This window comes from Halobacillus sp. Nhm2S1 (genome assembly GCF_019599545.1).
GTDB lineage: Bacteria > Bacillota > Bacilli > Bacillales > Halobacillaceae > Halobacillus.
In genome coordinates, this window is sequence record NZ_JAIEZV010000001.1 from 189,411 (window position 1) to 214,458 (window position 25,048).

Genomic DNA, 25,048 nt, shown 5'->3' on the forward strand with positions numbered 1-25,048 from the left:
ATACCCTTTGTTCCCTCATGCTATTATGAAGGAGGAAAGGTGTGGATGTAATGAGTTTAAAAGCCGATACAAATAAATTGAAGCGTCTAATTGATGAACGTCATCAACGCTTTTTAAATACGGAAGGTCCTGTAGATAAAAAGAGCTATGACTTTTTTAATCAAGTCAAAAAGGAAACGGATCCGATGTTCCGATTGACGAATGAATGGGTAAAGGAAGCAGAGGCTTTCGTTAAAGACCGGAAGACGAATGTGCACCCGAACCAAGTGAAATCAACCCATGAAAATATTGAAATGATCATCCTGCATAGTTATTATCTGGATGTGCATCGAAAAAGGTTCAAAGAATTATATCAGTCCTCCCATTATGTTTTGGATATGGTCCTTGACGATTTAGAACATAATGAAAAAAGCTCCCTATGACGGGAGCTTTTTTCATTTGAAAAGAAGGTAGCAGAAAATTCTGTTTCCACACTGTAGTTGACTACACATACCTTCCGGGATACACCTCGTATGTCAATAGGGGCCGGTAAACCCACTCGAACTTGACTCGAACAGACGAACGATGAGCAACGCGTAAGAACTTTGATTCAGATGCCCAAACCATGAGGTGCTCCGGGAAGCAAACTTTTCTCGGATCAACAGTACTTCCAAACCACTCAAAAGTTTCAACGACTTTTCTTAGCTTGTTATGAATGAAATAACAAGTGAAATGGATTATTTTTTGGAAAGTATTAAATAAAACGATGGAACGAGCAAAAGTGTCAATACTGTTGAAAAAGCAAGTCCGGATACGATCGATACGGCCAATGGTTTGAACAACACATCTCCTGTATAAATGATAGGAGCAAGAGCTGCAATCGATGTTAACGAGGTCAGGACAATTGGACGGATTCTTGCCCTGCCTGCTTCAATAACAGCTTCAACATTACTGCTGTATCGTTCACGGTTTTGTTCAATAAACTCGACGAGGATCACAGAGTTCCTTACCACAATACCTGAAAGAGAGACGATGCCCAATACAGCTAAGAAACTGAGAGGTTCACCTGATACAAATAGCCCCACAATAGCACCTGTCACTGCTAAAAATACGGTTCCAGTAATAAGTAGAGGCATGAGCAGGGAATTGAACTGGATGGCAATCGTCAAGTAAATTAAGAACAATACGATGACGAAAAGTTTCGTTACCTCTACAAAAAATTCGGAACGTGCATCGGATTCGCCACTTTCAACCAGCGTATAACCTTCCGGAAGGTTGTTTTTTATCTCACTTACGACTTCAGTTGATTGTTGATTGAATGTGCTTTCCATTCCTTCTTCAGGATAGGCTTCCACAGTAATGGTCCTCTCTCCATCCAAGTGTGGAATGACACCGATCCGTTCGGTTGATTCTGTTGTGATAATTTCGTCAAGAGACAGCGTTTCTGGCGGCCCGCTTTGATTCGTCTGCTGACTGACTACATTCAGCTCAGAAAGGGCTACTCCGTTCTCAACACCATCGTCAACGATTACCTCAATGGGTAAGCAATTCACACCATTATCAAAGGTCCCTAAAGGTACTCCGATATTTGCCAGTTGGAGTTGAGAAGTGATCTGATTGATTGGAATATTATTTTCTGCAAGCAATGAACGATCCGCATTGTATTCTGTGAAAGGCTGCGTCTCGGCATTTAGTGTAGCGATTTCAGCACCTTCCAGCTCACTTAATCGATCTTTTGCTTCCTTTGCCTCAGCAATTAACGTTTCAATTTCAGGGCCTTGGATTTGGATCTGGACAGGTGGTGAAGGTGGTGGACCAGAAACAATGGTTTCGAGGAATATTTCACTATCTGGAAATTCTTTCCTTAAAGGCTCTTCCCATTCCTCTATAAAATCACTTGCACTCGTCTGGTCTCTGTCCACTCGGACAAGAACCTGACCTGTGTTTTCACCTGAACGCTGTAATCCTGAACTGAACAGATTGGGAAGTCCACTTCCTGAATAAACCGCTGTTTCAGTGATGGTATCATCAGAATCCTCCAGATAGTCGGTCAACTCTTGTAACTTTTCTTCTGTTTCCTCAATAGTAGTCCCTTGAGGATTTTCAACAGTAATGGTGACTTCAGGACGATCAGCAGCTGGGAAGAACTCAAATGGAATCCTTATGGCCAATGTGGCTAAAAGAGCACATATAACAAGGCCGATCAAGGAAGTGATTAAAGGTTTCTTCGTAGTCTTAGGAAGAACCTTGTCAGCGTAAGTACGTTCTAACCGGTCAAACATACCCCCAAGAAGTCCAGACTTTGCCTTTTGGGATTTTTTCTTGCGTTTTTTTCTAGCATATTGAACGGTGGGAATGAACGTCAGTGCAATAATCGTGGATGCCAGCACCGTAAAAATTAAGACAGATGGTAAGGCTCTGATGAAATCCCCATTGGTCCCGGATAAAAACGTTAAAGGCAAGAAACTGAAAATGATCATGAGTGTTGAAGTTATAATTGACTTGCCGACCTCTTTCACGCCTCGAATGGTGCCTTCCATCGGTCCATCTCCAAGTTGGAATCTTCTTTGAATGTTGTCATTGACAACAATAGCATCATCAACCAATATCCCAATGGCTATAATCATTCCAATGACTGATATTTGGTTTAAATCGACTCCAACATATGGAAGAGGAATCAAACCGATGAGAATGGATATGGGAATGGATAAGGCAACGAGAATCGCTGACGATAAAGGAAGTCCAAGTACCATGATGATGATGACAGCTAGAAACGAAATGGCAAAGGAGGTAATCAGGTTCGAAAAGACCTCATCAATGATTGTACTTTGTGTATAAAATTGATCGACCTGAATTTCTTCCGGCAACTCTTCTGACAAAACGTTAATCTTGTCTGTCAATTCTTCTTGCAGAGCACTAATGTTTACTCCTTCTTCTGTAAGCACGGTGACCGATAAAGCAGCCTGGTCTTTATAAGTAATAAGATCTTCAACTTCTTGGTTTGTTATTTCAATGGATCCGATGTCAGCGAGGGTGACAGGTTCTCCTTCTGAATTGTTTCCGACAAATAAATTCTCCAACTCTTCAATGTCTGAGTATTTCTCGAAAATGAGTTGATGAATGGTGCCGTCTCTTTGTTCTGTGCCAATTGGTGAAGGTCCTAACTCTTCACTCAACGAACGAATGACAGAAGATGGAGAAATCTGCAGCTCATTCAATTGGTCATTATCCAAACTGACAGCTACTTTTTGATCAGGTAGACCTTTAATTAAAACGGAATCGACACCAGAAGTCTTTGTCAATTCTGCCTTCCATTCTTCTAATTCTTGCCGTAAGTCATACAAATCTGTTCGCTCATTACTGTATAAGTGATAAGAGGCAACAGCTGACATAGTCATATCAGTGTTTACATTGGGGGCTTGAACTTCTTCGGGAAAAGACCGGGATACATCCGATACAGCTTGCCGGATTTTGGCATTCGTTGTATCTGTATTCTCACCCCCGGATAGAGTAGCGGTCACTGTACCGAACCCGGTAGTCGACGCAGAGGTAATACTATCAATCCCTTCTGTATTCAACAGCTCTTCTTCAAGAGGGTTGATGATTGTACGTTCCACCTCTTGAGGAGTTGCTCCAGGATATACTGTAGAAATGGAAGAGACGTTCACATTAATTTCAGGAATTTCCCTTTTCGGGAGTTGCAAATAGGTGAAGATCCCTGTGAAAATCAATAACAAAATAAAAATCCAAATGATTTTGTTGTAATTTAAAATTGCCTTCATTTTGTTCCTCCTAAGCCATATGATTTTAATGCTCTTTCAGTATAAACTTTTTTCCGACACATGTGTCAATTAAATGCTCTCCTGATGTGCTTTGGGAAATTGAGTGTGAAACCGCTTTACATTTTACATATATTCATATATAATAACCTTCCCATGAGTAGGGAGGAATGAAGATGGAATCAAAACAACTAATCAATGAAGCTAAAAAGATAAGGGAAAAAGCTTATGTACCTTATTCAAAATTCCCTGTGGGTGCTGCTCTTGTCACAGAAGACGGAACCCTCTATACAGGATGTAATATTGAAAATGCTGCCTATCCTGTAACCTGTTGTGCAGAAAGAGTGGCAATTTTCAAAGCCGTTTCCGACGGACATGATCATTTCAAGGAACTGGCTGTTGTTGCAGACACCAAAAGACCAGTGCCTCCATGTGGATCTTGTCGTCAAGTTATGAGTGAATTTTTCCAGTCGGACGTTAAAATTCATACAACAAATCTTCATGGGGATACGAGAACATTTACAATGGAAGAAATTCTTCCATTTTCATTTTCTTCGGCTGATCTTACAGAAGAAGAAGCATAATAGGCAAAAAAAGGATGAGACTCTCATCCTTTTTTATTTTGTGGATCAAAGACCTTTATAATTCAACCCTAATGAAAGCTTGTTTTTATTGTTTCCTTTTAGAATGCATGTTTGTAAAAATAGGTACCTGTTCATAAGAAAGTAGTGGATATGATGATATCGCCTAGTACATTCACGCTCTTTGTGACATACGCTGATAAGGAATAAAAAGAACAAGGAGTGAAAGCACAATGCATCAACATTCTATGCAGGACTCTTGCGGCTGTGGACCTATGTCCCCAATGTCGTCTCCAGCCGGAAACCGTAGACCGATCGTTTGTCCTGTCCAAAATTGTGTAGTGGATAACTACTTCTGTGAAAACCAAGATTACATTCATCCTACGCACATTCTCGTGCGAAACAATCACACGTTGAATAACAACCATTATTTCCCATACATGGTTTCTGAGCAAAATAACTTCCGAACTCAAGATTTCGCTTTTCCTCAAGGATCTTCACCAGATTATAACTGGATGGATTATATGAATCCTCAAGATATGGGGCAAATGCCTATGGACCAGGGGCAAGGACAAATGCCAATGATGAACGATGAGGATATGGAAGAGATGGAAGGTATGATGGGCCAGGGTGGCCAAATGCCAATGATGGGTAACGGTCAGATGCCAATGATGGGCCAAGGCGGCCAGATGCCAATGATGGGTCAAGGACAAATGCCAATGATGGGTCAGGGCGGCCAGATGCCGATGATGGGTAACGGTCAGATGCCAATGATGGGCCAAGGCGGCCAGATGCCGATGATGGGTCAAGGACAAATGCCAATGATGGGCTCAGGTTCTAATAGCTGAGATAGATAAGCCACTACCCTGTGGCTTATTTTCTTTTTTTTAGGAAACATATTAAAATGAATGAAGAAAAAGGAGGTAGAACATTGAAAACCATTGTTGTTACAGGTTATAAACCGATGGAAATGGGCATTTTCAAACACAATGATCCAAAAATAGATTACGTAAAAGAGACCATAAAAAGAAGATTACGTTCTTACATAGAAGAAGGTTTGCAATGGGTGCTCATTTCTGGACAAATGGGCGTTGAGTTATGGACAGCTGAAGTCGTTCTCGATTTAAAAGAAGAGTTCGATGTGAAATTAGGTGTTCTTCCTCCGTTTGAAAACCAGGAAGAGCGCTGGCCTGAAGATCTTAAACTTGTTTATGAGGAAATAACAATGACAGCTGATTTTTACAAGCCGATCTATAATAAAGGATACGAGGGTCCTTATCAATTCAAAGCAAAAGACCAATTTCTCATCGACCATTCGGAAGGGTGCCTCGTTCTGTTTGATGAAGATACAGAAGGTAGCCCGCAATACTTCCTGAGATTAGCAAAAAAGGTTCAAGATCAAGGGCGTTATGAGATCGTTTATATTACCCCTTTGGACCTTGAAGAGACGGTAGAAGAGCTTCGTATGGCTGATCCGGATTTCTGGAGTCAGTAAATGTTCTAGATTTGAAATTGACATTTTCGTGACCTTTTGAAAAAATGGATGTAATGTGTGAAACAGAGGTGAGAAAAATGAACTTAGAAGAGTATCATTTAAGCGGAAAGGATATACTTGAGAAAGACTTTAAAACGTCTATGAGAGGGTATAACCAGGAAGAAGTAGATGAGTATCTGGACTTGATCATTCAGGATTATGACCGTTTTCAGCAGGAAATTGAACGTCTGCAGCAGGAAAATGACCGGTTGAAGAAAATGTCATCACGGGAATCTGCACAAAGACAAAGGCAACCATCTACGAATAATCATCAAGTGAATTATGACATCTTAAAGCGTGTTTCAAATTTAGAGAAAGCTGTTTTTGGGAATAAATACGCTGACTAGTATTTAATTTTTTCCAATGACAAGCGAGTAAGTGTCTGTTATAATGGTTTAGCACGTCTTAAGAGACGCAATGACAAATGATAATGCTCATTTGAATACTCGGGTAATCGCTGTATAGGTTTCTATGCAGAGGAAAGTCCATGCTCGCACAAGCTGCGATGCTTGTAGTGTTCGTGCTTGACGAAACCATAAGTCAAGGGAGTTCTTTAGAACTTACGGCAGGGAAAATTCCTAAGTCTATGATAGGGAATGACTACCTTGAAAGTGCCACAGTGACGGAGCCGGAGTAGAAATATTTCGGGTGGAACGAGGTAAACCCCACGAGCGAGCAACCCAAATATAGGTAGGGGCACTTTTCAATGGGAAATGAACCAGAGAAGAGGCCGTTTGACGGCAGATAGATGATTGCCACCGGAGTACGAGGTTGACCACCGTTTGCAGTACAATGGCACAGAACATGGCTTACAGAGTATTCAAAGGTCGCTAATGATACAGATGACACCCTTCTGGAAAGCCTTATGCTTTTTAGAAGGGTTTTTTCTTTTTATTGCCCCCGTAAGAAGGAAATCGTTTTAATTTGTCCATGCTACATATGAAGGAGGTTCATCATGTCGAAAAAAGTGACGTTGATTGCAACGGCAGCTATGGGACTTGAAGCCATAGTAGGGAAAGAAGTCAAAGCATTAGGGTATGAAGATATACAGATTGAAAATGGAAGAGTCGTATTTGAAGCAGACGTGTCAGCGATACCGCGCGCCAATCTCTGGCTTCGAACGGCTGATCGTGTCAAATTGCTGGTTGGAAAGTTCAAGGCCACATCATTCGATGAACTTTTTGAAAACACGAAAGCATTGCCATGGGAAACTTTTATAGAAGAAGATGGAGAGTTTCCAGTAGTTGGTAAATCCGTGAAATCCAAGCTGTATAGTGTTCCTGATTGTCAATCCATTGTTAAAAAAGCCATCGTAGAACGATTAAAAGTCAAACATGGCATAGATTCGTGGTTGAAAGAAACGGGATCCTTTTACAGAGTGGAAGTAGCGATTCATAAGGATGAAGCGTTACTGACGATCGATACATCAGGAACTGGATTGCATAAACGAGGATACCGCGTGGGCCAAGGCGAAGCACCATTGAAAGAGACCATGGCTGCTGCACTTGTCCAGATTACAAATTGGACCCCTGACCAGCCGTTTGTGGATCCGTTTTGTGGATCCGGTACGATCGCTATTGAAGCCGCATTGATTGGTCAGAACATTGCACCTGGTTTTAACAGAGAATTCGCTTCAGAAGATTGGAGTTTTATTCCACAAAAAGCTTGGGATGATGCCTTCCAGGAAGCGGAAGATTCCGCAAATTATGATCAACCGCTTCAAATATTCGGTTCGGATATTGATCCTGGTTTAATTGAAATCGCGAAAAAAAATGCGATGGAAGCAGGGCTCGGTGATTTGATCACTTGGAAGCAAATGCAGATGAGTGATTTCAAACCGAAGCAGGAAAATGGGTACGTCGTGTCTAATCCTCCTTATGGAGAGCGAATGGGTGAACGTGAAGAAGTGGAACAGATGTACCGCAACCTTGGTACGATCATGCGTGATCATCCAACTTGGAGTGTGTACATTCTTACTTCTCATGAAGGGTTTGAGAAACTATACGGAAAACCTGCCACAAAAAAACGTAAGCTCTTCAATGGCTTTATCAAAACGGATTATTATCAATATTTCGGAAGGAAGCCAAAATCGAAGCCGGATAATGGCAAAGGATTCGGCTTTTAATTCGTTTGACATAGTTATCCATTCAGATGAAGGGGAGAGGTAGTTTTGAGTAAAACAACCGAACAGAAATTTATGGAGTTATTAAAGGAACAATCGGCTTATGGGGAAGCGATTGGACTGATGGCTTGGGACATGCGTACAAAAGCTCCGCGAAAAGGAATGGAAGGTCGTTCTGAAGTCATCGGCGTGATGTCGCAAAAAGTCCATGAAATTCAAACATCAGAAGAAATGCGTGGATACATCGATGAATTAAAAGGAAAAACTCAAGATCCCATATTGAAAAGAGCCGTGGAAGAAGCGGAAGAGACGTACGACAAAACGGCTAAAATTCCTGCTGAAGAGTATAGAGCTTACGTGACGCTGCAAACCCAGGCAGAATCCATGTGGGGGGAAGCGAAAAGTAACAATGACTTCGAAAGTTTCCGACCATATTTAGAGAAGCTGGTTGAATACAACCGTAAATTTGCGGATTACTGGGGTTATGAAAACCACCGCTATGATGCATTGTTGAATAATTACGAGCCGGGTGTAACTGTGGAAGTACTGGATAAAGTGTTTCCGAAAGTGAGGGAAGCTTTAACGGATCTTCTTAAACAAATCCAAGAAGCTCCTAATCAACCGGACCCGTCAGTCCTGCAGGGCCATTTCCCTAAAGATCGCCAGGCCGAGTTCAGTGAAGTGATCTTGGAGCGGATGGGTTATGATTTTGAGGCCGGACGATTAGATGAGACCGTTCATCCTTTTGCAATTGGACTGAATACCAATGATGTCCGAGTGACCACAAAATACGACGAAAAAGATTTCCGGACAGCTGTTTTTGGGACAATTCACGAAGGTGGACATGCCCTATATGAGCAAAATATAGATCCAAAGCTTGCTTTCACACCGCTTGCTGATGGTACAAGCATGGGCATTCATGAATCACAATCACTTTTTTGGGAAAATTTCATAGCTCGCAGTGAAGGTTTTTGGCGAAATCATTATGAATTGTTTAAATCCTATGCACCTGAGCACTTTCAAGATCTGCCTTTGGAAAAGTTTTATCCGGCTGTCAATGAAGTGAAACCATCACTGATTCGAATTGAAGCGGACGAGTTGACGTACTGTTTGCATATTATGGTTCGTTATGAGTTGGAAAAAGCGTTGATTGCAGGTGAGATTGAAGTGAAGGATCTTCCTGATTTGTGGAATCAAAAGATGAACGATTATCTAGGAATCACTCCTGACAATGATTCTGAAGGAGTACTTCAAGACATTCACTGGTCCGGCGGGGACTTCGGCTATTTCCCTTCTTATGCCTTAGGATACATGTATGCGGCCCAGCTGAACTCAAAAATGAGGGAAGAGATCGATGTAGATCATTATATTGAAAAAGGCGATTTCTACAAGGTCAAGGAATGGCTGACGGAAAACGTCCATCAGTATGGAAAAATGAAAAAACCGCTGCAAATCTTAAATGACATTACTGGTGAAGGACTCAATCCTGATTTTCTCATTGATTATCTGACAAATAAATACAAAAAAATCTATCATTTTTAGTATAAAAAGAGCCCGGCTGAATAAGCCGGGCTTTGTGTCTTTTAAGACATTTCTTCCATCAGATTCGGTGTAGCTGGGAAACCAGCTTCTTTAAGGATTTCGTTGAACTGATCGTTGAATTCTGTGAATTTCTCTTCAGCTGCTGTAAAGTCAGCATTTTCCATGTTTTCATTCAATGCTTTCTCTACACCTTCATAATAGGCTTGAAGAGAAGGCAGTGTTTCTTCTAGTTTCGTCATGACATCTTCAGGTAGATCGGCTTCAATTGTATAGTCATCGACCATGGTAGATGCTTCGCTTGCTGCTGTCTTCGCTTCTTCTGCTGCCGTTTGGATGGCTTCTGCATCAGGTTCTTCTGCTGAGACGGCTGATTGGTAAGCAGAAATTTTCTGTTGATACGGTTTGAAAGTGTTCGTCAAAGCCATTTGTGCACTGAGCAATTCTTTCTTCACCTTTTGTTCATCGTTTTCTTGATTTTCTGTCGTGTCTTCTGTCTGATTTTCCGTGTCTGCGTCTGTGCCTTCTTCCGTGTCACCATTACATCCAGCTAAAACGAGTGCTCCGGTAAGACCTAAAGCTAACAACCATTTCTTCATACAGACAACCCCCTTTAATCTATTCACGATTCTCATTCTATGCCAGGCTTTCCGGTATGTAAAGAAATTGCAAAAATGTTATACTATACTGAAAATTCAACACTATCGATGGGGGCTAAGCCATGTACTTACCAGACTTTAGATTAGAAAGAAAACTTGCTGTGATTACGGGAGGAACGAAAGGAATTGGAAAAGCCATCACTCTTGCTTTTGCAGAATCTGGTGCGGATGTGATTGTAATTGCCAGAAACTTGAAAGACCTGGAACAGACGAAAAAAGAGGTGGAAGAGCTTGGGCAACAAGCATCGATAATATGTCACGACATTAATGATTATAAGGAGATTATTAAGGAAGTTGAACGCGTTCGTGAAGGGCGGAAGCTTGATATATGGGTTAATAATGCGGGAATGAATATTAGAAGTGAAGCAGAAAGTGTGACAGAGGAAGAATGGGACCAAATCATATCGACGAATATGCGAAGTGCTTTCTTCCTTTCTCAATATGCAGGTCAAGTGATGAAATCCTCGAAGAAGGGGAAGATCATCAACATTTCTTCCGTCGGAGGCCACACCGCTTTACGGACAGGCGTCGTCTATGCGATGACTAAAAGCGCGCTTATTCAAATGACAAAAAATCTGGCCCTTGAATGGGGAAAGTACAATATCAATGTCAATGCGATTGGCCCTTGGTATTTTCCGACTTCACTTACGGAAAGACTCCTTCAAGATGAGTCCTATGTCCAAGAGATTCTTGAACGAACACCGCTGAACAGGATAGGAAAATTAGAAGAATTAAGCGGGGCCGCTGTGTTCTTAGCTTCTGAGGCCGGAAATTACATGACAGGCCAGACATTGTTTGTTGATGGAGGTATGACTATATACGGCTTTTAGTCGAACTTGCCAATCATATGAGTTGAATTTCCCGCAGGATGACATAGCAAAAGCGCCATAAGATTATGGCGCTTTTGCTATGTTCTTTCAATCAATAAAATCAGGGAGAGCTGATGCTCCTTTTCAATACTTAAAGGGACATGGAACCCTTCCCGGGACTTTTCCAGCTTTTTGTTCCCTCCAACGAGTGTCGGGGTCGTGATATCGATCGTCACTTCATGTTCTAAGAGATGGGTAGCGAGATTTCCTGCAATCATATTACCGAGTTCAGCAGTAAAAGAGGAAAGCATTTCACCTTCCATTGGCAATCCGTACATCCTTTCTCCTATTAAACTGAAGCTCGCTTCACTTCCCTCGATCAAAAGCTGACAGGCAAGGTCACCAGTCATTCCGATCAACACGCCGAGATCCCCATTCATATAGGTTTGATCTAGAAGGGATGGCTCTTCGTTTTTTATTTCTAGAGGAATCATGCGGTGTACTGTATGTACACTCCCATTTAGAACAGCGGTAATGGATGGATTGAAAGACATGCGGCTCCCTCCAGAATAGCTTCATTTGACATAGGTCTATCATACCACAAAAAACTCCATTTACAGACATAATTTCCGCTAATTTGCACATAGTAAAAAAAAAGGAGGATGAAAATGCCATACATATTATCTTCGGGCGTTCAATGTGCTGACTATTCCTGCGATCAATCAGATGTTCAAGAACTGGTTTATGAATTGTTTCCTTTGAAAGATCACGAGAAAAAGAGGTTGATGCCGATCTTTGAACACGCCAATATTGAAAAAAGGCAGTTCGCGGCTCCCTTAGAGTGGTTTAAAGAAAATCATGGATTAGAAGAGAGGAACCATTTATATCATACAAAAGCATTAGCCTACAGTTTACAAGCGATCGCTTCTTGTTTATCCAATTTATCTGGAGATGATGAATTTTCAACAGAGGACATTGATCATCTCATTTTTGTGTCTTCTACAGGTATTTCCACCCCGACCCTCGATGCTTATATTATGAATGAACTTGGTTTTAGGGAGGATACGAAACGGACGCCATTGTTTGGGTTAGGATGTGCTGGAGGAACGAGCGGTGTCGCTAAAGCTTATGAATGGCTTCTCGGTCATCCGGATCAGAATGTCCTTGTCATTTGTGCAGAACTATGCAGCTTGACCTTTCAGGCGGAGGATGCAAGAGTGAGCAATTTTGTAGGTACCGCGTTATTTGGTGATGGAGCTTCAGCTGTCTTAGTGGCGGGGGATCATTCTTCCCTTTTAAAGAAAATCAAACACCCGCTTCCGAAAATCCTTAATTCCCATTCCAAAACAAAAGCTCACAGTACTGATGTCATGGGGTGGAGGGTTGTAGATACAGGCTTTGAAGTGATTTTCAATAAAAGTATTCCCCGATTAGTCAAGGAATTTTGGAGTGTCCATGCCAAAGAAGTCGTACGAAGCAATGATTGGCAGATTGAAGAACTGCCTTTCATTGTAGCTCATCCCGGAGGTAGAAAAGTGCTGGAAGCTTACGAGGAAGTATTCAATTTGAAGGAGGGCGCTTTAAGTATTCCTAGAAAGGTATTGTCTTCTCATGGGAATATGTCTTCCCCAACTGTGCATTTCGTCCTGCATGAAGTTTTAAAAACGCAACATGAAAAAGGAACGAAATCGATTATGACTTCCCTCGGACCTGGGTTTAGTTCAGAAATTGTCAGTTTGGAGTGGGTATAGAATGGAAATCTTTTTATGGATGATCTTAGCTTTTTTGATTTTTCAGAGGCTGGGGGAACTCGCTCTAGCCAACCGTAATCGTAAGTGGATGGTGGAAAGGGGGGCGAAAGAGTGGGGACAGGGTCACTATTTCCTGTTTATTCTTTTGCATAGTGCTTTTTTTGTATGTATCATTGCAGAGTTCGTTTGGACTCCATATGTTCAGCAGCCATTTTTCTATTACGCACTCACTGGATTCTTTGGGTTACAGATTCTTAGAATCGCTTGCATTCGAACTTTAGGCAAACGGTGGAATACGAGAATACTCGTATTACCCGATGAAGAGCCGATTCGGAAGGGCATTTATCGGTTTGTGAAACATCCAAACTATGTAATTGTTTTCTTTGAATTGATGGTTATTCCTGTACTGTTTCATGCCTATTTAACAGCACTGATTTTCCCTTTCCTCCACTTGCTCGTCCTTACAGTGAGAATTCCTGCGGAGGAAAGGGCGTTACAAGAACGTATTTGATTAATCAAAAAACATTGCCCAACACTTGAATGTCTGGTAAGATTCTAATTAGAAATGAAATTCATTTTCAATTAGAAGGGTGAGAACGATAATGGTGGTTTTCATATTGTTAACGGTCGCCGTTTACAGTGGTTTAATGATATTTGTATTAGCTAAGCTGGGAAGTGTTCCTGCTCAGACGGTCATGAATGTACTCAGGATGAAAAACCAAAGTTCTCATTTCTATGATAAAAAAAGATATGAACGGACCCTTTCGGCCAGGTGAATACACCTGGCTTTTCTCATGTTTGGAACCTGTGAAGAGAGAATAAAAATTTGGTGAAAAATTAAGGACTTACTGTCGATCACTTCAAAATTTTTGTTATGATATAGAAAAATGTCGAAAATACATACCGATGACGGATCAGGTTAGGAGAGTATTATGGATAGAGACACGTTAGCTTACTTCTTGGAAGATCTTTGGAGTAAGGGATTCAAATTGAGTGATGAGGATGTGCAATTTATATATTTCGGAAATAACTCTTCTCATGCTCCGGAATGGAAAACCATTGTAGCAGTTAACATGACTTTAAAACTTCAACAGTCCTTTGATCCAAGTTTTTTTATTAGTATTTTAGAACTTATTTCAAATGCATCCATCACAAGTAAAAGAATGGCCTATGAATCCATTGAAGAACAACTTTCCATTGCAAGGACGACACAAAAATAAAAACCCAGATCATTGCTGATCTGGGTTTTGTTTTGTCTGTAGGCACTCTCTGGCCAGGCGGTCTGCATTTTTATTTTGTTTGTCAGGAATCCATTTATAAAACACATAGGAAAAGTTTTCTTCAAGGTTCATAATTTTTTCAAACAAGGGAAGGAATTTCTGATTTTTTGTGTATCGCTTATCCATTGTATCCACGGCGATTTTTGAATCAGACCTGATCGAGATGATTTCTCCTGAATATTTCTCCCTGCATACCTGCAAAGCATGGATGATGGCGAGGAACTCTGCTTCATGATTGGTCCAAGTCCCTAAATAAAATTGATACTCTTCCGTTTTTTGGTTTTGTTTAATGACCACTCCTGCAGCACTCGGGCCTGGCTCTCCACTGCAAGCAGCGTCTGTGTACACTTCCAACATGGCTCATGACCTCCTCATTCAGAATGCGGCATTTTTTTAGCCAAATAAAAGAATGGTGTATCCAAAGCTGCCACGACGAACTTGATGATATACGTTGTGATGAAAATCTCAAGCCAAATCTCGAAAGGATACAAACCGAAAAAAGCGATGAAACAGAAGATGCTCGTATCTAACAATTGACTGATCATTGTACTCCCATTGTTCCTGATCCAAAGCGCACGATCAGAGGGGAACTGATCTTTCAGTTTAGCATATAACCATACGTCAAAATATTGGCTTGCAATATAAGCAAGCATGCTGCCAAGTGCAATTCTCGGGACGAGACCAAATAAAGACTGCAAGGCTGGTTGAGCGATGTCGTTTTCACCTGGGTTGAAAAGAATGGCGAACTGCATGATGATTGTCATAATGATTAATGTGGAAAAACCTAACCACACTGCTTTTCTCGCCTCTTTTTTTCCGTATTTCTCATTGAGAATATCGGTAGCTAGAAAGGCGGTTCCATAGACAATATTCCCAAGAGTCGCATTGAGGCCAAACATCTCTATTGTTTTGACCACTTGGATATTCGCAAGGACGGTGGACATTCCGATCCATACAAACAAACCGGGTTTTCCGAACAACCGGTAAATTCCAATTAATAATCCGAAGTTAATGAATGCAAATAATATCCATAAGATTTCGTTACTCATCGTATTTCCTCCTTAGTTTTGGTATCGCGGGAGTTTACGAACCGCGGGTAAATAGAACCAACAGCGATCCATTATACGATGGTACGAGCTATTTGACAAGAATGATTACTCTTATTCAATAATATGGCAGGATTGTTGAGGTCAGTTCACTTCAGCGTCCTGTGGGGTCTCCCCCTGCTTGGATATCCGGTTCCAGCCCTATCGGCTGATGAGACTTCCCTCGCTTCTGTACGATAAGTCAACATCGAATCACTCCGTTCTTCGTGTTTCCTTTATCACCGCCAGCTCAGTCCATACGCCGCTGACCGAGGGTTGGTCTCCATACTAAATATAGGAGTCTCCCCATTCCCATCCGCCCCTTTGCCAAGGAAGATTCTTGAAACCACTTCTAGAAAATCAGCTTGTATGGTTGTGAGAAGTGAAATCCACATACAGTCTAGAAAAACTTCCAAAATCGCTGCTCTCTAGTTAAAAAGCTCTCTATATTAAAATATCACGATCAAGATGCTAGCTTGACAAGTATATATTCCGACAGCTCCCTTAATATGAAAACATAAGTGGTTTCGAGTCACTTATTTGATAGAGGGGAGGAGGGGAAAGGTGAGACTCCTATGGGACGTGTGAGACAGATGAGACCCCGGAAGGCATAGCCTGAGGAGGCTCAGCGCCCGCCCTATGGAAAGCGAACCTTTTCCCGGAGCCCCTAGAACTACACAATCGTCTCGAAACTGAGTCTTCAAGAAAAGGAAGCTAATCTTGAATATTGAGTGGGGATATATATGGTTAGTCTTTAGAGAGAAAAGAAAAAAGAAAAAGCAATCTCCGGGGAGATTGCTTTTTGATGATCCATCTATTCTTTCACAACGTTCGCAGCTTGTGGACCGCGGTCGCCTTCTACGATTTCGAAACTTACAGCTTGACCTTCTTCTAGAGATTTGAAGCCTTCTTCCTGGATAGCAGAGAAGTGTACGAATACGTCGTTTCCACCCTCAACTTGAATGAAACCGTAACCTTTTTCTGCGTTGAACCATTTGACTGTACCATTTTGCATGATTTGTTCCTCCTAAATCTTGCACGTAAAACGTGGAAATTACAAATATCAGACCGAAAAAAACCTCATAGTAGGTCCGGAACAATAAAATCCGAAGCACTTCTATGAGGAGTTACCTGTCATTTACGTTTCCGATCGTGTTATTTGCTTACCTCAAATATATCGTATGAAAAAAGGAGCGTCAACATTCTGACTATAATAAATTTCAGCAGTTTGTAATCGTTTGCTCGGATGGGATACTATATCTCATAAGGAGAGTCAGGTACAATGATAAAAGATACATAAGGAAAGGAAAGATTTACAATGAAATCCGATATAGAAATTGCTTTAGAAGCTAATATGAAACCCATCCAACAGATTGCTGAACAGTTGAACTTATCCGAGGAAGATTGGGAACCTTATGGACACTATAAGGCTAAATTGTCGGATCATCTGTTGAATAAACTCTCTGATCGAAAAAAAGGGAAAATTATCTTAACGACATCCATCAACCCCACACCGGCCGGAGAAGGGAAGTCCACAGTAACGGTCGGATTGGGACAAGCCTTAAACAGGTTGAATCAACGCGCAGTGATCGCACTGAGAGAGCCTTCCCTCGGACCTACGATGGGAATAAAAGGCGGAGCAGCAGGGGGAGGGTATTCCCAGGTTGTACCGATGCAGGAGATTAATCTGCACTTTACCGGAGATATCCATGCCATTACATCAGCGAACAATGCGCTTTCTGCATTCATAGACAATCATATTCATCAAGGTAATGAACTTAACATCGATCCGCGAAGAGTTACCTGGAAGCGTGTGATGGATTTAAATGACCGAGCTTTACGAGAAGTAATTGTCGGTCTTGGAGGCCCTGTGAAAGGAGTTCCGAGAGAAGATGGCTTTAACATTACCGTTGCATCTGAAATTATGGCGATCCTTTGTTTAGCGAAAGATCTTCCTGATATGAAACAGAGACTAGCGGAAATAGTGATTGGGTACACCTATGACAAAAAACCCGTTCAAGTCCACCAGCTAGGAGTGGAAGGGGCTTTAACACTTCTTTTAAAGGATGCGATCAAACCGAACCTTGTGCAAACCCTTGAGAACACGCCAGCGATTATTCATGGAGGACCATTTGCGAATATTGCCCATGGATGTAACAGTGTGATGGCCACAAACTTAGCGGCAAAATTAGGAGATTATGTGGTGACAGAGGCTGGCTTCGGAGCTGATCTTGGAGCTGAGAAATTTTTGGATATTAAAACAAGAGCAGGCGACCTTGAACCTGATGCAGTGGTCATAGTAGCTACAATAAGAGCTCTTAAAATGCATGGGGGTATGGAAAAAGGTTTGCTGGAAAGTGAAAGCGTGGAAGCATTAAAGGATGGGATCGGAAATTTGAAAAAGCATATGGAAACCATCCAGCAGTATGGTCTTCCTTTTGTTGTAGCGATCAACCAATTCCCTTCCGATACCGATCGGGAAATTGAATTCCTCACTCAATGGTGTGAAGAGCAGGGGGTTGAGGTATCTCTTACAAATGTCTTCGCCGAAGGTGGCAAAGGCGGGGAGGACCTGGCAGAAAAAGTGATGGGTGCTTGCGAAAAGAAAAACGCTCCCATGAAGTATATTTACGAATTAGAAGATTCAATAGAAGAAAAGATCGGTAAAATTGTGACGCATGTATATGGAGCAGATGGAGCTGATTTTTCTTCGAAAGCTGAAAAACAAATTCGACAACTGAAAGAACTCGGTTTTGGTGATCTACCTATTTGTATGGCTAAAACTCAATATTCCTTATCTGATGATCCTAAAAAGCTGGGCCGTCCGCAAGACTTCAGGGTGACCGTAAGAGAGGTCTATCCATCGATAGGAGCCGGTTTCCTCGTCGCTTTAACAGGGGAAGTTATGACTATGCCAGGATTGCCGAAGCAACCTGCCGCTTTGAAGATGGATGTAGACGACAAGGGCATCATCCATGGTTTATTTTAATACAAGGCTTGATTAAGATCTGCTATAATCACAAGTCGGCCATTTATTTTTAGGTTTGAAAGTGAATGAAGAGAAGGAACCGTTAAACGATGGTGGGGGGACTTAGTATGACGATACGCATTGGTTTGACAGGTTGGGGAGACCATCCTGCTCTTTATTCGGATCGGACGAGATCTGAAGAGAAATTATCTGCTTATGCTTCTCATTTTCCTGTCGTTGAAGTAGATACAGCCTTTTATGCAATTCAACCCGTTTCCCGTTATGAAAAGTGGCTGAAGGAAACGCCCGAGTCCTTTTCATTTGTCATTAAGGCATTTCAACAATTGACAGGTCATGACAGAGAATCAAGGACTGTACAGGAAGCGAAGGATTTGATGAAGCGTTACGAAGAATCCATCCAGCCCGTATGGGAAAGTGGTCAGGTAAACGCTCTGTTGTTCCAATTTCCTCCTTGGTTTGATGTACGTAAAGAGAACATAAGAAAACTCCGTTATATCCGGGAGTGGATGGAAGATTATCCATTGGCGCTGGAGTTTAGGAACCGTACATGGTTCGAGCCTGCCTACTATGAACAAACGTTATCTTTTATGAAAGATCAACAATGGATTCACAGCATTTGTGATGAACCACAAGCAGGAGAGGGCTCTGTACCTCGTATTCTTGTACCCACCCATCCTGAAAAGACATTGGTCCGTTTTCATGGGCGCAATATACATGGTTGGAACAAAAATGGACGAAAAGACTGGCGTAAAGTCCGCTTTTTGTATCGGTATAACGAGGAGGAGTTACAGGAGTGGAAAGAGCAGGCGTTAAAGCTCGAAGAAGAGACACCAGAGGTCACTCTTTTGTTTAACAATAATTCTGGGGGCGATGCAGCAGACAATGCTAAACAGATGCAAGAACTCCTGGATATCAAGTATGACGACCTTAATCCACGCCAAATGGACCTGTTTAACTTTTAGGAGGGAAGCATGGACAGAAGAAAAGCACTCGAACAAATAAAGGATTATATACAAGATCTATTCAAAGACGAACCGAGTGGACACGATGACGTCCACATGACCAGAGTGGCCTCATGGGCTAAATACATCGCGGTGAAGGAAGATGAAGATCCATTTTTATGTGAAGTGACAGCCCTCCTTCATGATGTAGGGGATCGAAAACTGTTCTCTGAACCAGAACAGGCAGTTCACGAAAGGGATAAACTCCTTGTAGATCTCGGTTTTACAGAAGAGGAGGTCGATAGTATCGCTGAAGCGATTCGTACGGTTTCTTTTTCAAAAGGTATGGTTCCCAATTCGAGACTCGGAGAGATCATTCAAGATGCTGACCGATTAGATGCCATAGGAGCCATAGGCATTGCAAGAGCTTTTGCTTATGGCGGGACGATTAATCAACCGATTTATAAAAAAGACAGAAAGGATGCCATCGATCATTTTTATGAAAAACTTTTAAAATTAAAAGGATTGATGATTACCGAGAGTGGAAAGCAAGAAGCTGAAAAGCGCCATCAATTCATGCTTCAATACTTAGAAGAGTTCCACCGTGAACAAGCATGCAGGGAGGAGACGAGACATGTCACAGAATGAAAAAGCTTATTTGAATATGTGTGAATACGTATTAAAAGAAGGAAATACAAAGGGCGATCGAACAGGGACCGGTACTCTTTCTGTTTTTGGACATCAGATGCGGTTTGATCTTCAAGAAGGGTTTCCGCTTATGACCACAAAGCGTGTTCCTTTCAAGTTGATTGCTAGTGAACTGTTATGGTTCATAAAAGGAGATACGAATATCCGCTATTTATTGAAGCATAAGAATAACATTTGGAATGAGTGGGCTTTTCAAAAATGGGTGGAGAGCGAAGACTATCAAGGCCCAGATATGTCTGATTTTGGGCGCCGGAGCCAGGTGGATGATGAATTCAACAATCAGTACAAAGAGCAGATGGAAAAGTTCAAGGAAAAGATCCTCTATGACGATGCGTTTGCAAAAGAGTTCGGTGATCTCGGAGCGGTTTACGGAAAGCAATGGAGGGAATGGAAGACAAGCAGAGGGCAAACCATCGATCAGCTTCAAAATGTTGTCGAAAGCATAAAGAATAACCCTGATTCACGAAGACATATTGTTACTGCCTGGAATCCAGAGGATGTCCCGTCGAATATGGCTTTGCCCCCATGTCATGCTCTTTTTCAGTTTTATGTCGCGGATGGAAAATTATCCTGTCAGTTGTATCAAAGGAGCGGCGACATTTTCTTAGGTGTCCCGTTCAATATTGCTAGTTATGCGTTGCTTACCCATCTGATCGCACATGAGTGCGGGTTGGAAGTCGGTGAATTTATTCATACGCTTGGAGATGCTCATATTTACAGCAACCATACGAAGCAGATCACTGAACAATTATCTAGAGAACCTAGATCCTTACCGTCGATATCCTTGAATAAGGAAAAAGAAAGCATTTTTGATTTTGAATTGGAGGATATCACCATCGAAGGTTATGATCCTCATCCGAGCATTAAAGCTCCGGTAGCTGTATAACTCAAAGTTAATGTTTTTCGAACTGATGACTCCACTTCGAGATAACCAGAGTTTGTTTGCCTGATTAAGTGGGTGAGGTGGTTGGGAAACGGCCTCTCTCACCAACCAGGGCGGTCTTCCATTGTTCCTTAGCTGCACGCAGGAAGCGCTCTGTATCTAGCATTAGCAATGGATATATATAATCCGGGTAGATTAAACTACTCACCTCCTTCAAGTTGGGAATAAGTGGTATCAAGACACTGTTATAGCAAGGGGGGAGTCATTCCCCGCGCACCATCTACTCTATAAACATCTCGAAAATGGGTCTTAAAGAATCCTGCAATATACTTTAATAACTGAAAATAAAAAAAGAGGTGTTAAGGATGATTTCATTCATATTTGCAATGGATAAAAACAGACTGATTGGAAAAGACAATGATTTACCATGGCATATTCCGAACGACTTTAAATTTTTCAAGGACACCACATGGGGAAAAACTATCATCATGGGTAGGAAAACATTCGAGTCTTTTCCTCAACCTCTTCCTGAGCGGGAGCACATCGTAATTACAAGCAATAAAAATTACGACAGGGAAGGATGTACAGTGATCCATTCCATAGATGAAATTCTACAAATGGATAAAAACAACCCTGATAAAGAATGGTTTGTGATCGGAGGAAGTGTTCTTTTTGAAAAAATGCTCCCATATGCAGACCGGATGTATTTGACTTATATTGATGCAAGCTTTGAAGGGGATACTTATTTTCCGGAGTATGACGAATCCGATTGGACACTAGTTTCCGAGACAAAGGGTCTGAAAGATGAAAACAACCCGTACGACTATTATTTCCGTACCTACGACCGGAAGAAATCTTGATGGATCAAAAGGATTTGTGTGCAGTAATTCTCAATGGGGGTGGATCGACAAGAATGGGGACCGCTAAGTCTTCATTGAATTTCGGTTCTATGACCTCATTGGAGTTGATTGCTCACTCTCTGTCACAAGTGACCGACACGATCATAGTAAATCAAAAAGAACGAAAAAATGAGCCTTATCATGTCGTCCGAGATCTATATGAAGATGCAGGACCACTCGCTGGTTTGCATGCGGTGATGAAAGAAAAGCCGGCCACCTGGATTGTTATGGCTGCCTGTGATACTCCTTTCGTTAGTGAAAAGGTTTACCGTCATCTAATTCAGGAGGCGGATGAAACGTTTGATGCCGTGATTCCCATCTATGAGGGGCGTTTTCACCCCATCTCCGGCGTGTATAATAGCCGGATTCTAGACAAATTAGAAACCTATCTTGCTCAAGGCGGCCGGAAAGTCAGAGGGCTTTTCGATGGTATTAAAGTCAAAGAACTGGACACTTATCCAGGCGTCGATCAGGAAGAACTATCCATGCACTTCTTTAATATGAATACGCCGGAGGATTATGCTTTAGCCTGTGACTTGTTTAAAAAGAGGAAGAAATAGAGACAATAGAATACAGCGCATGATATGATAGGTACGACAAAGATGGGAAGAAATTTTTCGTGAAGTTGTTTCTTTTCTTTGTTCACTCTTGTAAAATGGATATAAAGTACGTGTTGAAGGCGGTGAATGGACATGCTGTCAAGTATCGGAATACCAGGTCTGATTTTGATTTTGACGATTGCGTTAGTCATCTTCGGTCCGAAAAAGTTACCTGAAATCGGTAAGGCTGCTGGAGAAACGTTAAAAGAATTTAAAAATTCTGCTCGCGATCTTACAAGTGACTCTAGTGAAGAAAAGACGAATAAATAACATAAGCACAAATTCCCTAAGACATAACTAATGGAGTGATTGACCATGTTATCAAGCATTGGTGTACCAGGTCTCATTCTGATCTTAATCATCGCACTTGTCGTTTTCGGCCCTTCCAAACTTCCTGAAATAGGGAAAGCATTTGGGAGTTCTCTTAAAGAGTTCAAGAAAGCTACAGGGGACATCATGTCTGATGATGAAAGCAGTAAGACAGAAAAGAAAACCAAAGAATAAAATGAATAAAGAAGGTGTAAGGGTCTTTCCCTTACATCTTCTTTTTGTCAGGCTCCTATCAGCCTGGAGGTGAATGTAGTGTCAGAACAGAAAATAACTCAGGATATTGAAATGAATGTGACCGATCACTTGAGTGAACTTCGTAAACGCATTTTATGGACGTTAGCTTTTTTTATCACATTCTTCATCGTAGGTTTTATCTATGTTGAAAAAATACAGACCTTCTTTATTAAAGATTTACCATTTGAACTGAATATGACAAGTCCAGGTGAGATCATTTGGATTATTTTCACAATTGCAAGCCTTGTAGCAATCGTAGGGACACTGCCTATCTTGTCACTGCAAATATGGTTGTTCGTTAAACCTGCCTTAACACCAAAGGAACGGAGGGTATCGCTTTCCTACGTACCGGCGATTTTTTTATTGTTCCTTGCGGGGCTGACGTTTGGCTACATCGTATTTGTCCAGCTGATTCTGCCGTTTCTGTTATCACTCAATAATGGTATGTTCAATGAAATATACACCGTGGAGCGGTATTTCCGGTTTCTCTTCAGGGTGACGATTCCTTTTGCAGTTTTATTTGAGATACCGATCATCATTATGTTCTTAACAAGTCTCGGCATCGTCAATCCCGTCTTTTTAGTGAAGGTACGTAAATATGCGTATTTTATTTTGATCATCATAGGAACCATCATTTCTCCACCGGATTTCATCTTGCAGTTGGTGGTTGCGGTACCTTTGATTTTCTTATATGAGGTAAGCATTATCCTATCAAGGATCGTCTACCGTAAGAAACTTAAAAATCACCGTGAATTCATGGAATCTGAAGATTAGATCTGTAAATCATTGAATATGAAGGCACTTGAAGTGGCCCAGAGATGCACATCTCTGGGCTTTTTATTGATTGATTTCTTTAATACTAAAAAGGTCAAGTTTTCGTTTTACAATATTATCTTTTGCTGTGCAGCCCGGAACGTGATAAAAATAATGTAGGAATATGCGAGGAGGAACAAATGAATGAGATCTTTTTATCACTACATGATGAGATACAGAGGGAACAAGAAAAATAATGAGGAAAAACAACTCGCTGAATGGATGTTCGATGACCACAGCTTCCCAAAGCAGGCGAAATCTTATGACGAAATCAGTTCCTACTTAGAATGGAATGCACCTTTTCCTTCTGCTTTATCTGTTTTTGATCAATTATATGAGAAATACCAAATAGAAGAAGAATAAAAGGGAGGTGGACCCATGAAAATTTTACACACGGCTGACTGGCATTTGGGGAAAATCGTGAACTATGTACATATGACGGAAGACCAGCGCCATATCCTTCAAAAGTTCGTTGAAATTGTAGACAGAGAAAAGCCGGATGTCATTATTATTGCCGGGGACCTCTACGATCGCTCTATTCCACCCAAACAAGCGGTGGAATTGCTGAATGAAACGTTAACGACCCTCATTAATGATTACCAAGTTCCTGTACTGGCCATTTCGGGTAACCATGATAGTCCAGATCGGTTAAACTTTGGGAGTCAAATGTTTAGGAAACAAGGGCTCTTTTTAGATACAAAAATAATAAAAGATAGAGAGCCTGTGACATTGTACGATCAAGACGGACCTGTTCATTTTCACCTGATTCCTTACGTAGAACCAGCTGAAGTGGCCTATGCGTTTGAAGATGAAAGTATTAAAACCCATCAACAGGCAGCAGAAGTTTTGATCAATGATATCGAGCAGCGCTTTAACATGGCCGATCGTCATGTATGGATCGGCCACTCCTTTTTGGCTGGGGGAATGGAGTCGGAATCTGAAGAGAGGCTCTCTATGATTGGTGGGAGTCCATACGTGGACGCCCGCTTATTCAAAGCTTTTTCTTATGTCGCCCTTGGCCACCTTCATCAGCCTCAGAGAGTAACAGAAGATTATATAAGGTACAGCGGCTCCATTTTGAAATATTCCTTTTCTGAAGTTAATCATGAAAAAACTGTGACGATGGTTCACATGGATCAAGAAGGATCCTGCGAGTGGGAAAAGATTCCACTCACTCCAATCAGAGACTTTCAAGTCATTGAAGGTTACTTTGAAGACCTGCTTGTCGGAGAGGCCACCGACAACCCCGAAAACTACCTGCACGTCCGCCTCTTAGATGATGGACAGCTTGTGGATCCTATGGGCAAATTACGTAAAGTTTACCCGAATATCCTACATTTGGAAAGGCGAAGGTCAAAGACAAACCTTCAGATGGAAGAACTGCAGGAAGTCAAAAAGCGCCAGAAGCTATCACATGCCGATCTTTTCGCTTCTTTCTATGAAGATATTAAAGGGGAATCCATACCTTCAGAACGGAAAGAATTGATTGAACGAGCCATAGATAAGTTAAGGAAAGAAGAGAGGGGGAAATAAG

At 41.5% G+C, this 25,048-nt stretch carries 28 protein-coding genes and 1 other RNA gene; 23 read left to right on the top strand and 6 right to left on the bottom strand.

The features are described from left to right. Positions 1–50 precede the first annotated feature (50 nt). Positions 51–422, top strand: coding sequence for a YppE family protein (locus K2225_RS01005; protein WP_220583980.1), 372 nt, complete (start codon positions 51–53; stop codon positions 420–422). A 294-nt stretch (positions 423–716) separates the two neighbouring features. On the opposite strand, the gene K2225_RS01010 is transcribed toward K2225_RS01005, so the two are convergent. Beyond that, positions 717–3,761: an efflux RND transporter permease subunit gene (locus tag K2225_RS01010; RefSeq protein WP_220583108.1), complete on the bottom strand. Its 3,045-nt coding sequence runs from the start codon at positions 3,759–3,761 to the stop codon at positions 717–719. 173 nt (positions 3,762–3,934) lie between these two features. On the opposite strand from K2225_RS01010, the gene K2225_RS01015 reads away from it, so the two are divergent. From K2225_RS01015 to K2225_RS01045, 7 genes are all read left to right on the top strand, one after another. Continuing rightward, positions 3,935–4,342: a cytidine deaminase gene (locus tag K2225_RS01015; protein WP_220583109.1), complete on the top strand. Its 408-nt coding sequence runs from the start codon at positions 3,935–3,937 to the stop codon at positions 4,340–4,342. Between the two features lie 230 nt (positions 4,343–4,572). After that, entirely contained in the window at positions 4,573–5,187 is a 615-nt protein-coding gene (locus tag K2225_RS01020) for a CotD family spore coat protein (protein ID WP_220583110.1), read from the top strand. An 83-nt stretch (positions 5,188–5,270) separates the two neighbouring features. Next, the gene (locus tag K2225_RS01025; RefSeq protein ID WP_220583111.1) at positions 5,271–5,834 is read left to right on the top strand and encodes an SLOG family protein; all 564 of its coding nucleotides are present in this window, start codon (positions 5,271–5,273) and stop codon (positions 5,832–5,834) included. A 77-nt stretch (positions 5,835–5,911) separates the two neighbouring features. Further along, complete coding sequence (gene gpsB / locus K2225_RS01030) at positions 5,912–6,220, top strand: cell division regulator GpsB (RefSeq protein ID WP_146816123.1); 309 nt, start codon at positions 5,912–5,914, stop codon at positions 6,218–6,220. Between the two features lie 95 nt (positions 6,221–6,315). Continuing rightward, positions 6,316–6,690, top strand: an RNA gene (rnpB, locus tag K2225_RS01035) — RNase P RNA component class B. Between the two features lie 138 nt (positions 6,691–6,828). After that, positions 6,829–7,998, top strand: coding sequence for a THUMP domain-containing class I SAM-dependent RNA methyltransferase (locus K2225_RS01040; RefSeq protein WP_220583112.1), 1,170 nt, complete (start codon positions 6,829–6,831; stop codon positions 7,996–7,998). Positions 7,999–8,070: 72 nt separating this feature from the next. Further along, positions 8,071–9,537 carry a carboxypeptidase M32 gene (locus K2225_RS01045; RefSeq protein ID WP_220583981.1) on the top strand — a complete coding sequence of 489 codons (1,467 nt, stop codon included), beginning with the start codon at positions 8,071–8,073 and terminating at the stop codon, positions 9,535–9,537. Between the two features lie 41 nt (positions 9,538–9,578). Here K2225_RS01045 and K2225_RS01050 read toward each other — a convergent pair whose 3' ends face one another. After that, positions 9,579–10,133, bottom strand: a complete 555-nt coding sequence (locus K2225_RS01050) for a hypothetical protein (RefSeq protein ID WP_220583113.1) — start codon at positions 10,131–10,133, stop codon at positions 9,579–9,581. A gap of 122 nt (positions 10,134–10,255) precedes the next feature. Here K2225_RS01050 and K2225_RS01055 point away from each other — a divergent pair, with 122 nt between their 5' ends. After that, the gene (locus tag K2225_RS01055; RefSeq protein WP_220583114.1) at positions 10,256–11,023 is read left to right on the top strand and encodes an SDR family NAD(P)-dependent oxidoreductase; all 768 of its coding nucleotides are present in this window, start codon (positions 10,256–10,258) and stop codon (positions 11,021–11,023) included. Positions 11,024–11,100: 77 nt separating this feature from the next. Here K2225_RS01055 and K2225_RS01060 read toward each other — a convergent pair whose 3' ends face one another. Beyond that, positions 11,101–11,556 (bottom strand): chemotaxis protein CheX, encoded by a 456-nt coding sequence (locus K2225_RS01060; protein ID WP_220583115.1) that lies wholly within the window; start codon positions 11,554–11,556, stop codon positions 11,101–11,103. Positions 11,557–11,670: 114 nt separating this feature from the next. On the opposite strand from K2225_RS01060, the gene K2225_RS01065 reads away from it, so the two are divergent. The 3 genes from K2225_RS01065 (at position 11,671) to K2225_RS01075 (ending at position 13,973) form a co-directional block, all read left to right on the top strand. Further along, positions 11,671–12,753 carry a type III polyketide synthase gene (locus tag K2225_RS01065; protein ID WP_220583116.1) on the top strand — a complete coding sequence of 361 codons (1,083 nt, stop codon included), beginning with the start codon at positions 11,671–11,673 and terminating at the stop codon, positions 12,751–12,753. Between the two features lies 1 nt (position 12,754). Continuing rightward, positions 12,755–13,264, top strand: a complete 510-nt coding sequence (locus tag K2225_RS01070) for an isoprenylcysteine carboxyl methyltransferase family protein (RefSeq protein WP_220583117.1) — start codon at positions 12,755–12,757, stop codon at positions 13,262–13,264. Positions 13,265–13,685: 421 nt separating this feature from the next. Beyond that, on the top strand, positions 13,686–13,973 hold the full coding sequence (locus K2225_RS01075; protein WP_220583118.1) for a DUF6123 family protein: 288 nt from the start codon (positions 13,686–13,688) through the stop codon (positions 13,971–13,973). 9 nt (positions 13,974–13,982) lie between these two features. Here K2225_RS01075 and K2225_RS01080 read toward each other — a convergent pair whose 3' ends face one another. The 3 genes from K2225_RS01080 to cspD form a co-directional block, all read right to left on the bottom strand. Further along, entirely contained in the window at positions 13,983–14,390 is a 408-nt protein-coding gene (locus K2225_RS01080) for a ribonuclease HI family protein (protein WP_220583119.1), read from the bottom strand. A gap of 14 nt (positions 14,391–14,404) precedes the next feature. Next, positions 14,405–15,082, bottom strand: a complete 678-nt coding sequence (locus K2225_RS01085; protein ID WP_220583120.1) for a queuosine precursor transporter — start codon at positions 15,080–15,082, stop codon at positions 14,405–14,407. Between the two features lie 850 nt (positions 15,083–15,932). Beyond that, a complete protein-coding gene (cspD, locus tag K2225_RS01090) occupies positions 15,933–16,133 on the bottom strand; it encodes a cold-shock protein CspD (RefSeq protein WP_146816158.1) in 201 nt (66 codons plus the stop codon). 303 nt (positions 16,134–16,436) lie between these two features. On the opposite strand from cspD, the gene K2225_RS01095 reads away from it, so the two are divergent. The 11 genes from K2225_RS01095 (at position 16,437) to K2225_RS01145 (ending at position 25,047) form a co-directional block, all read left to right on the top strand. After that, positions 16,437–18,107 carry a formate--tetrahydrofolate ligase gene (locus K2225_RS01095; protein WP_220583121.1) on the top strand — a complete coding sequence of 557 codons (1,671 nt, stop codon included), beginning with the start codon at positions 16,437–16,439 and terminating at the stop codon, positions 18,105–18,107. A gap of 107 nt (positions 18,108–18,214) precedes the next feature. Then, positions 18,215–19,069, top strand: a complete 855-nt coding sequence (locus K2225_RS01100; protein ID WP_220583122.1) for a DUF72 domain-containing protein — start codon at positions 18,215–18,217, stop codon at positions 19,067–19,069. A gap of 9 nt (positions 19,070–19,078) precedes the next feature. Next, positions 19,079–19,696, top strand: coding sequence for an HD domain-containing protein (locus K2225_RS01105; protein WP_220583123.1), 618 nt, complete (start codon positions 19,079–19,081; stop codon positions 19,694–19,696). Continuing rightward, positions 19,683–20,642: a thymidylate synthase gene (locus K2225_RS01110; RefSeq protein WP_220583124.1), complete on the top strand. Its 960-nt coding sequence runs from the start codon at positions 19,683–19,685 to the stop codon at positions 20,640–20,642. The genes K2225_RS01105 and K2225_RS01110 overlap by 14 nt, the downstream gene beginning before the upstream one ends. A 362-nt stretch (positions 20,643–21,004) precedes the next feature. Next, positions 21,005–21,499 (top strand): dihydrofolate reductase, encoded by a 495-nt coding sequence (locus K2225_RS01115; protein ID WP_220583125.1) that lies wholly within the window; start codon positions 21,005–21,007, stop codon positions 21,497–21,499. Further along, positions 21,499–22,098 carry a molybdenum cofactor guanylyltransferase gene (mobA, locus tag K2225_RS01120; protein WP_220583126.1) on the top strand — a complete coding sequence of 200 codons (600 nt, stop codon included), beginning with the start codon at positions 21,499–21,501 and terminating at the stop codon, positions 22,096–22,098. Before K2225_RS01115 ends, mobA begins: the two co-directional genes overlap by 1 nt. Positions 22,099–22,230: 132 nt before the next feature. After that, complete coding sequence (locus K2225_RS01125; RefSeq protein ID WP_089652603.1) at positions 22,231–22,407, top strand: twin-arginine translocase TatA/TatE family subunit; 177 nt, start codon at positions 22,231–22,233, stop codon at positions 22,405–22,407. Positions 22,408–22,452: 45 nt separating this feature from the next. Next, positions 22,453–22,641, top strand: a complete 189-nt coding sequence (gene tatA, locus K2225_RS01130; protein ID WP_089652525.1) for a twin-arginine translocase TatA/TatE family subunit — start codon at positions 22,453–22,455, stop codon at positions 22,639–22,641. Positions 22,642–22,752: 111 nt separating this feature from the next. Then, the gene (tatC, locus tag K2225_RS01135) at positions 22,753–23,475 is read left to right on the top strand and encodes a twin-arginine translocase subunit TatC (RefSeq protein ID WP_220583982.1); all 723 of its coding nucleotides are present in this window, start codon (positions 22,753–22,755) and stop codon (positions 23,473–23,475) included. Between the two features lie 183 nt (positions 23,476–23,658). Beyond that, on the top strand, positions 23,659–23,877 hold the full coding sequence (locus K2225_RS01140) for a YozE family protein (protein WP_146816174.1): 219 nt from the start codon (positions 23,659–23,661) through the stop codon (positions 23,875–23,877). 15 nt (positions 23,878–23,892) lie between these two features. Further along, the gene (locus K2225_RS01145; protein ID WP_220583127.1) at positions 23,893–25,047 is read left to right on the top strand and encodes an exonuclease SbcCD subunit D; all 1,155 of its coding nucleotides are present in this window, start codon (positions 23,893–23,895) and stop codon (positions 25,045–25,047) included. Position 25,048: the final 1 nt, after the last annotated feature.

Coding starts and splice junctions, on each gene's coding strand:
- K2225_RS01040 (WP_220583112.1), top strand. CDS start 6,829: ATGTCGAAAAAAGTGACGTTGATTGCAACGGCAGCTATGGGACTTGAA.
- K2225_RS01020 (WP_220583110.1), top strand. CDS start 4,573: ATGCATCAACATTCTATGCAGGACTCTTGCGGCTGTGGACCTATGTCC.
- K2225_RS01060 (WP_220583115.1), bottom strand. CDS start 11,556: ATGTCTTTCAATCCATCCATTACCGCTGTTCTAAATGGGAGTGTACAT.
- K2225_RS01100 (WP_220583122.1), top strand. CDS start 18,215: ATGACGATACGCATTGGTTTGACAGGTTGGGGAGACCATCCTGCTCTT.
- K2225_RS01070 (WP_220583117.1), top strand. CDS start 12,755: ATGGAAATCTTTTTATGGATGATCTTAGCTTTTTTGATTTTTCAGAGG.
- K2225_RS01075 (WP_220583118.1), top strand. CDS start 13,686: ATGGATAGAGACACGTTAGCTTACTTCTTGGAAGATCTTTGGAGTAAG.
- K2225_RS01105 (WP_220583123.1), top strand. CDS start 19,079: ATGGACAGAAGAAAAGCACTCGAACAAATAAAGGATTATATACAAGAT.
- K2225_RS01115 (WP_220583125.1), top strand. CDS start 21,005: ATGATTTCATTCATATTTGCAATGGATAAAAACAGACTGATTGGAAAA.
- K2225_RS01055 (WP_220583114.1), top strand. CDS start 10,256: ATGTACTTACCAGACTTTAGATTAGAAAGAAAACTTGCTGTGATTACG.
- cspD (WP_146816158.1), bottom strand. CDS start 16,133: ATGCAAAATGGTACAGTCAAATGGTTCAACGCAGAAAAAGGTTACGGT.
- K2225_RS01110 (WP_220583124.1), top strand. CDS start 19,683: ATGTCACAGAATGAAAAAGCTTATTTGAATATGTGTGAATACGTATTA.
- K2225_RS01095 (WP_220583121.1), top strand. CDS start 16,437: ATGAAATCCGATATAGAAATTGCTTTAGAAGCTAATATGAAACCCATC.
- K2225_RS01080 (WP_220583119.1), bottom strand. CDS start 14,390: ATGTTGGAAGTGTACACAGACGCTGCTTGCAGTGGAGAGCCAGGCCCG.
- K2225_RS01045 (WP_220583981.1), top strand. CDS start 8,071: ATGGAGTTATTAAAGGAACAATCGGCTTATGGGGAAGCGATTGGACTG.
- K2225_RS01085 (WP_220583120.1), bottom strand. CDS start 15,082: ATGAGTAACGAAATCTTATGGATATTATTTGCATTCATTAACTTCGGA.
- mobA (WP_220583126.1), top strand. CDS start 21,499: ATGGATCAAAAGGATTTGTGTGCAGTAATTCTCAATGGGGGTGGATCG.
- tatA (WP_089652525.1), top strand. CDS start 22,453: ATGTTATCAAGCATTGGTGTACCAGGTCTCATTCTGATCTTAATCATC.
- K2225_RS01010 (WP_220583108.1), bottom strand. CDS start 3,761: ATGAAGGCAATTTTAAATTACAACAAAATCATTTGGATTTTTATTTTG.
- K2225_RS01140 (WP_146816174.1), top strand. CDS start 23,659: ATGAGATCTTTTTATCACTACATGATGAGATACAGAGGGAACAAGAAA.
- K2225_RS01005 (WP_220583980.1), top strand. CDS start 51: ATGAGTTTAAAAGCCGATACAAATAAATTGAAGCGTCTAATTGATGAA.
- K2225_RS01065 (WP_220583116.1), top strand. CDS start 11,671: ATGCCATACATATTATCTTCGGGCGTTCAATGTGCTGACTATTCCTGC.
- K2225_RS01050 (WP_220583113.1), bottom strand. CDS start 10,133: ATGAAGAAATGGTTGTTAGCTTTAGGTCTTACCGGAGCACTCGTTTTA.
- K2225_RS01125 (WP_089652603.1), top strand. CDS start 22,231: ATGCTGTCAAGTATCGGAATACCAGGTCTGATTTTGATTTTGACGATT.
- K2225_RS01015 (WP_220583109.1), top strand. CDS start 3,935: ATGGAATCAAAACAACTAATCAATGAAGCTAAAAAGATAAGGGAAAAA.
- K2225_RS01145 (WP_220583127.1), top strand. CDS start 23,893: ATGAAAATTTTACACACGGCTGACTGGCATTTGGGGAAAATCGTGAAC.
- gpsB (WP_146816123.1), top strand. CDS start 5,912: ATGAACTTAGAAGAGTATCATTTAAGCGGAAAGGATATACTTGAGAAA.
- tatC (WP_220583982.1), top strand. CDS start 22,753: ATGAATGTGACCGATCACTTGAGTGAACTTCGTAAACGCATTTTATGG.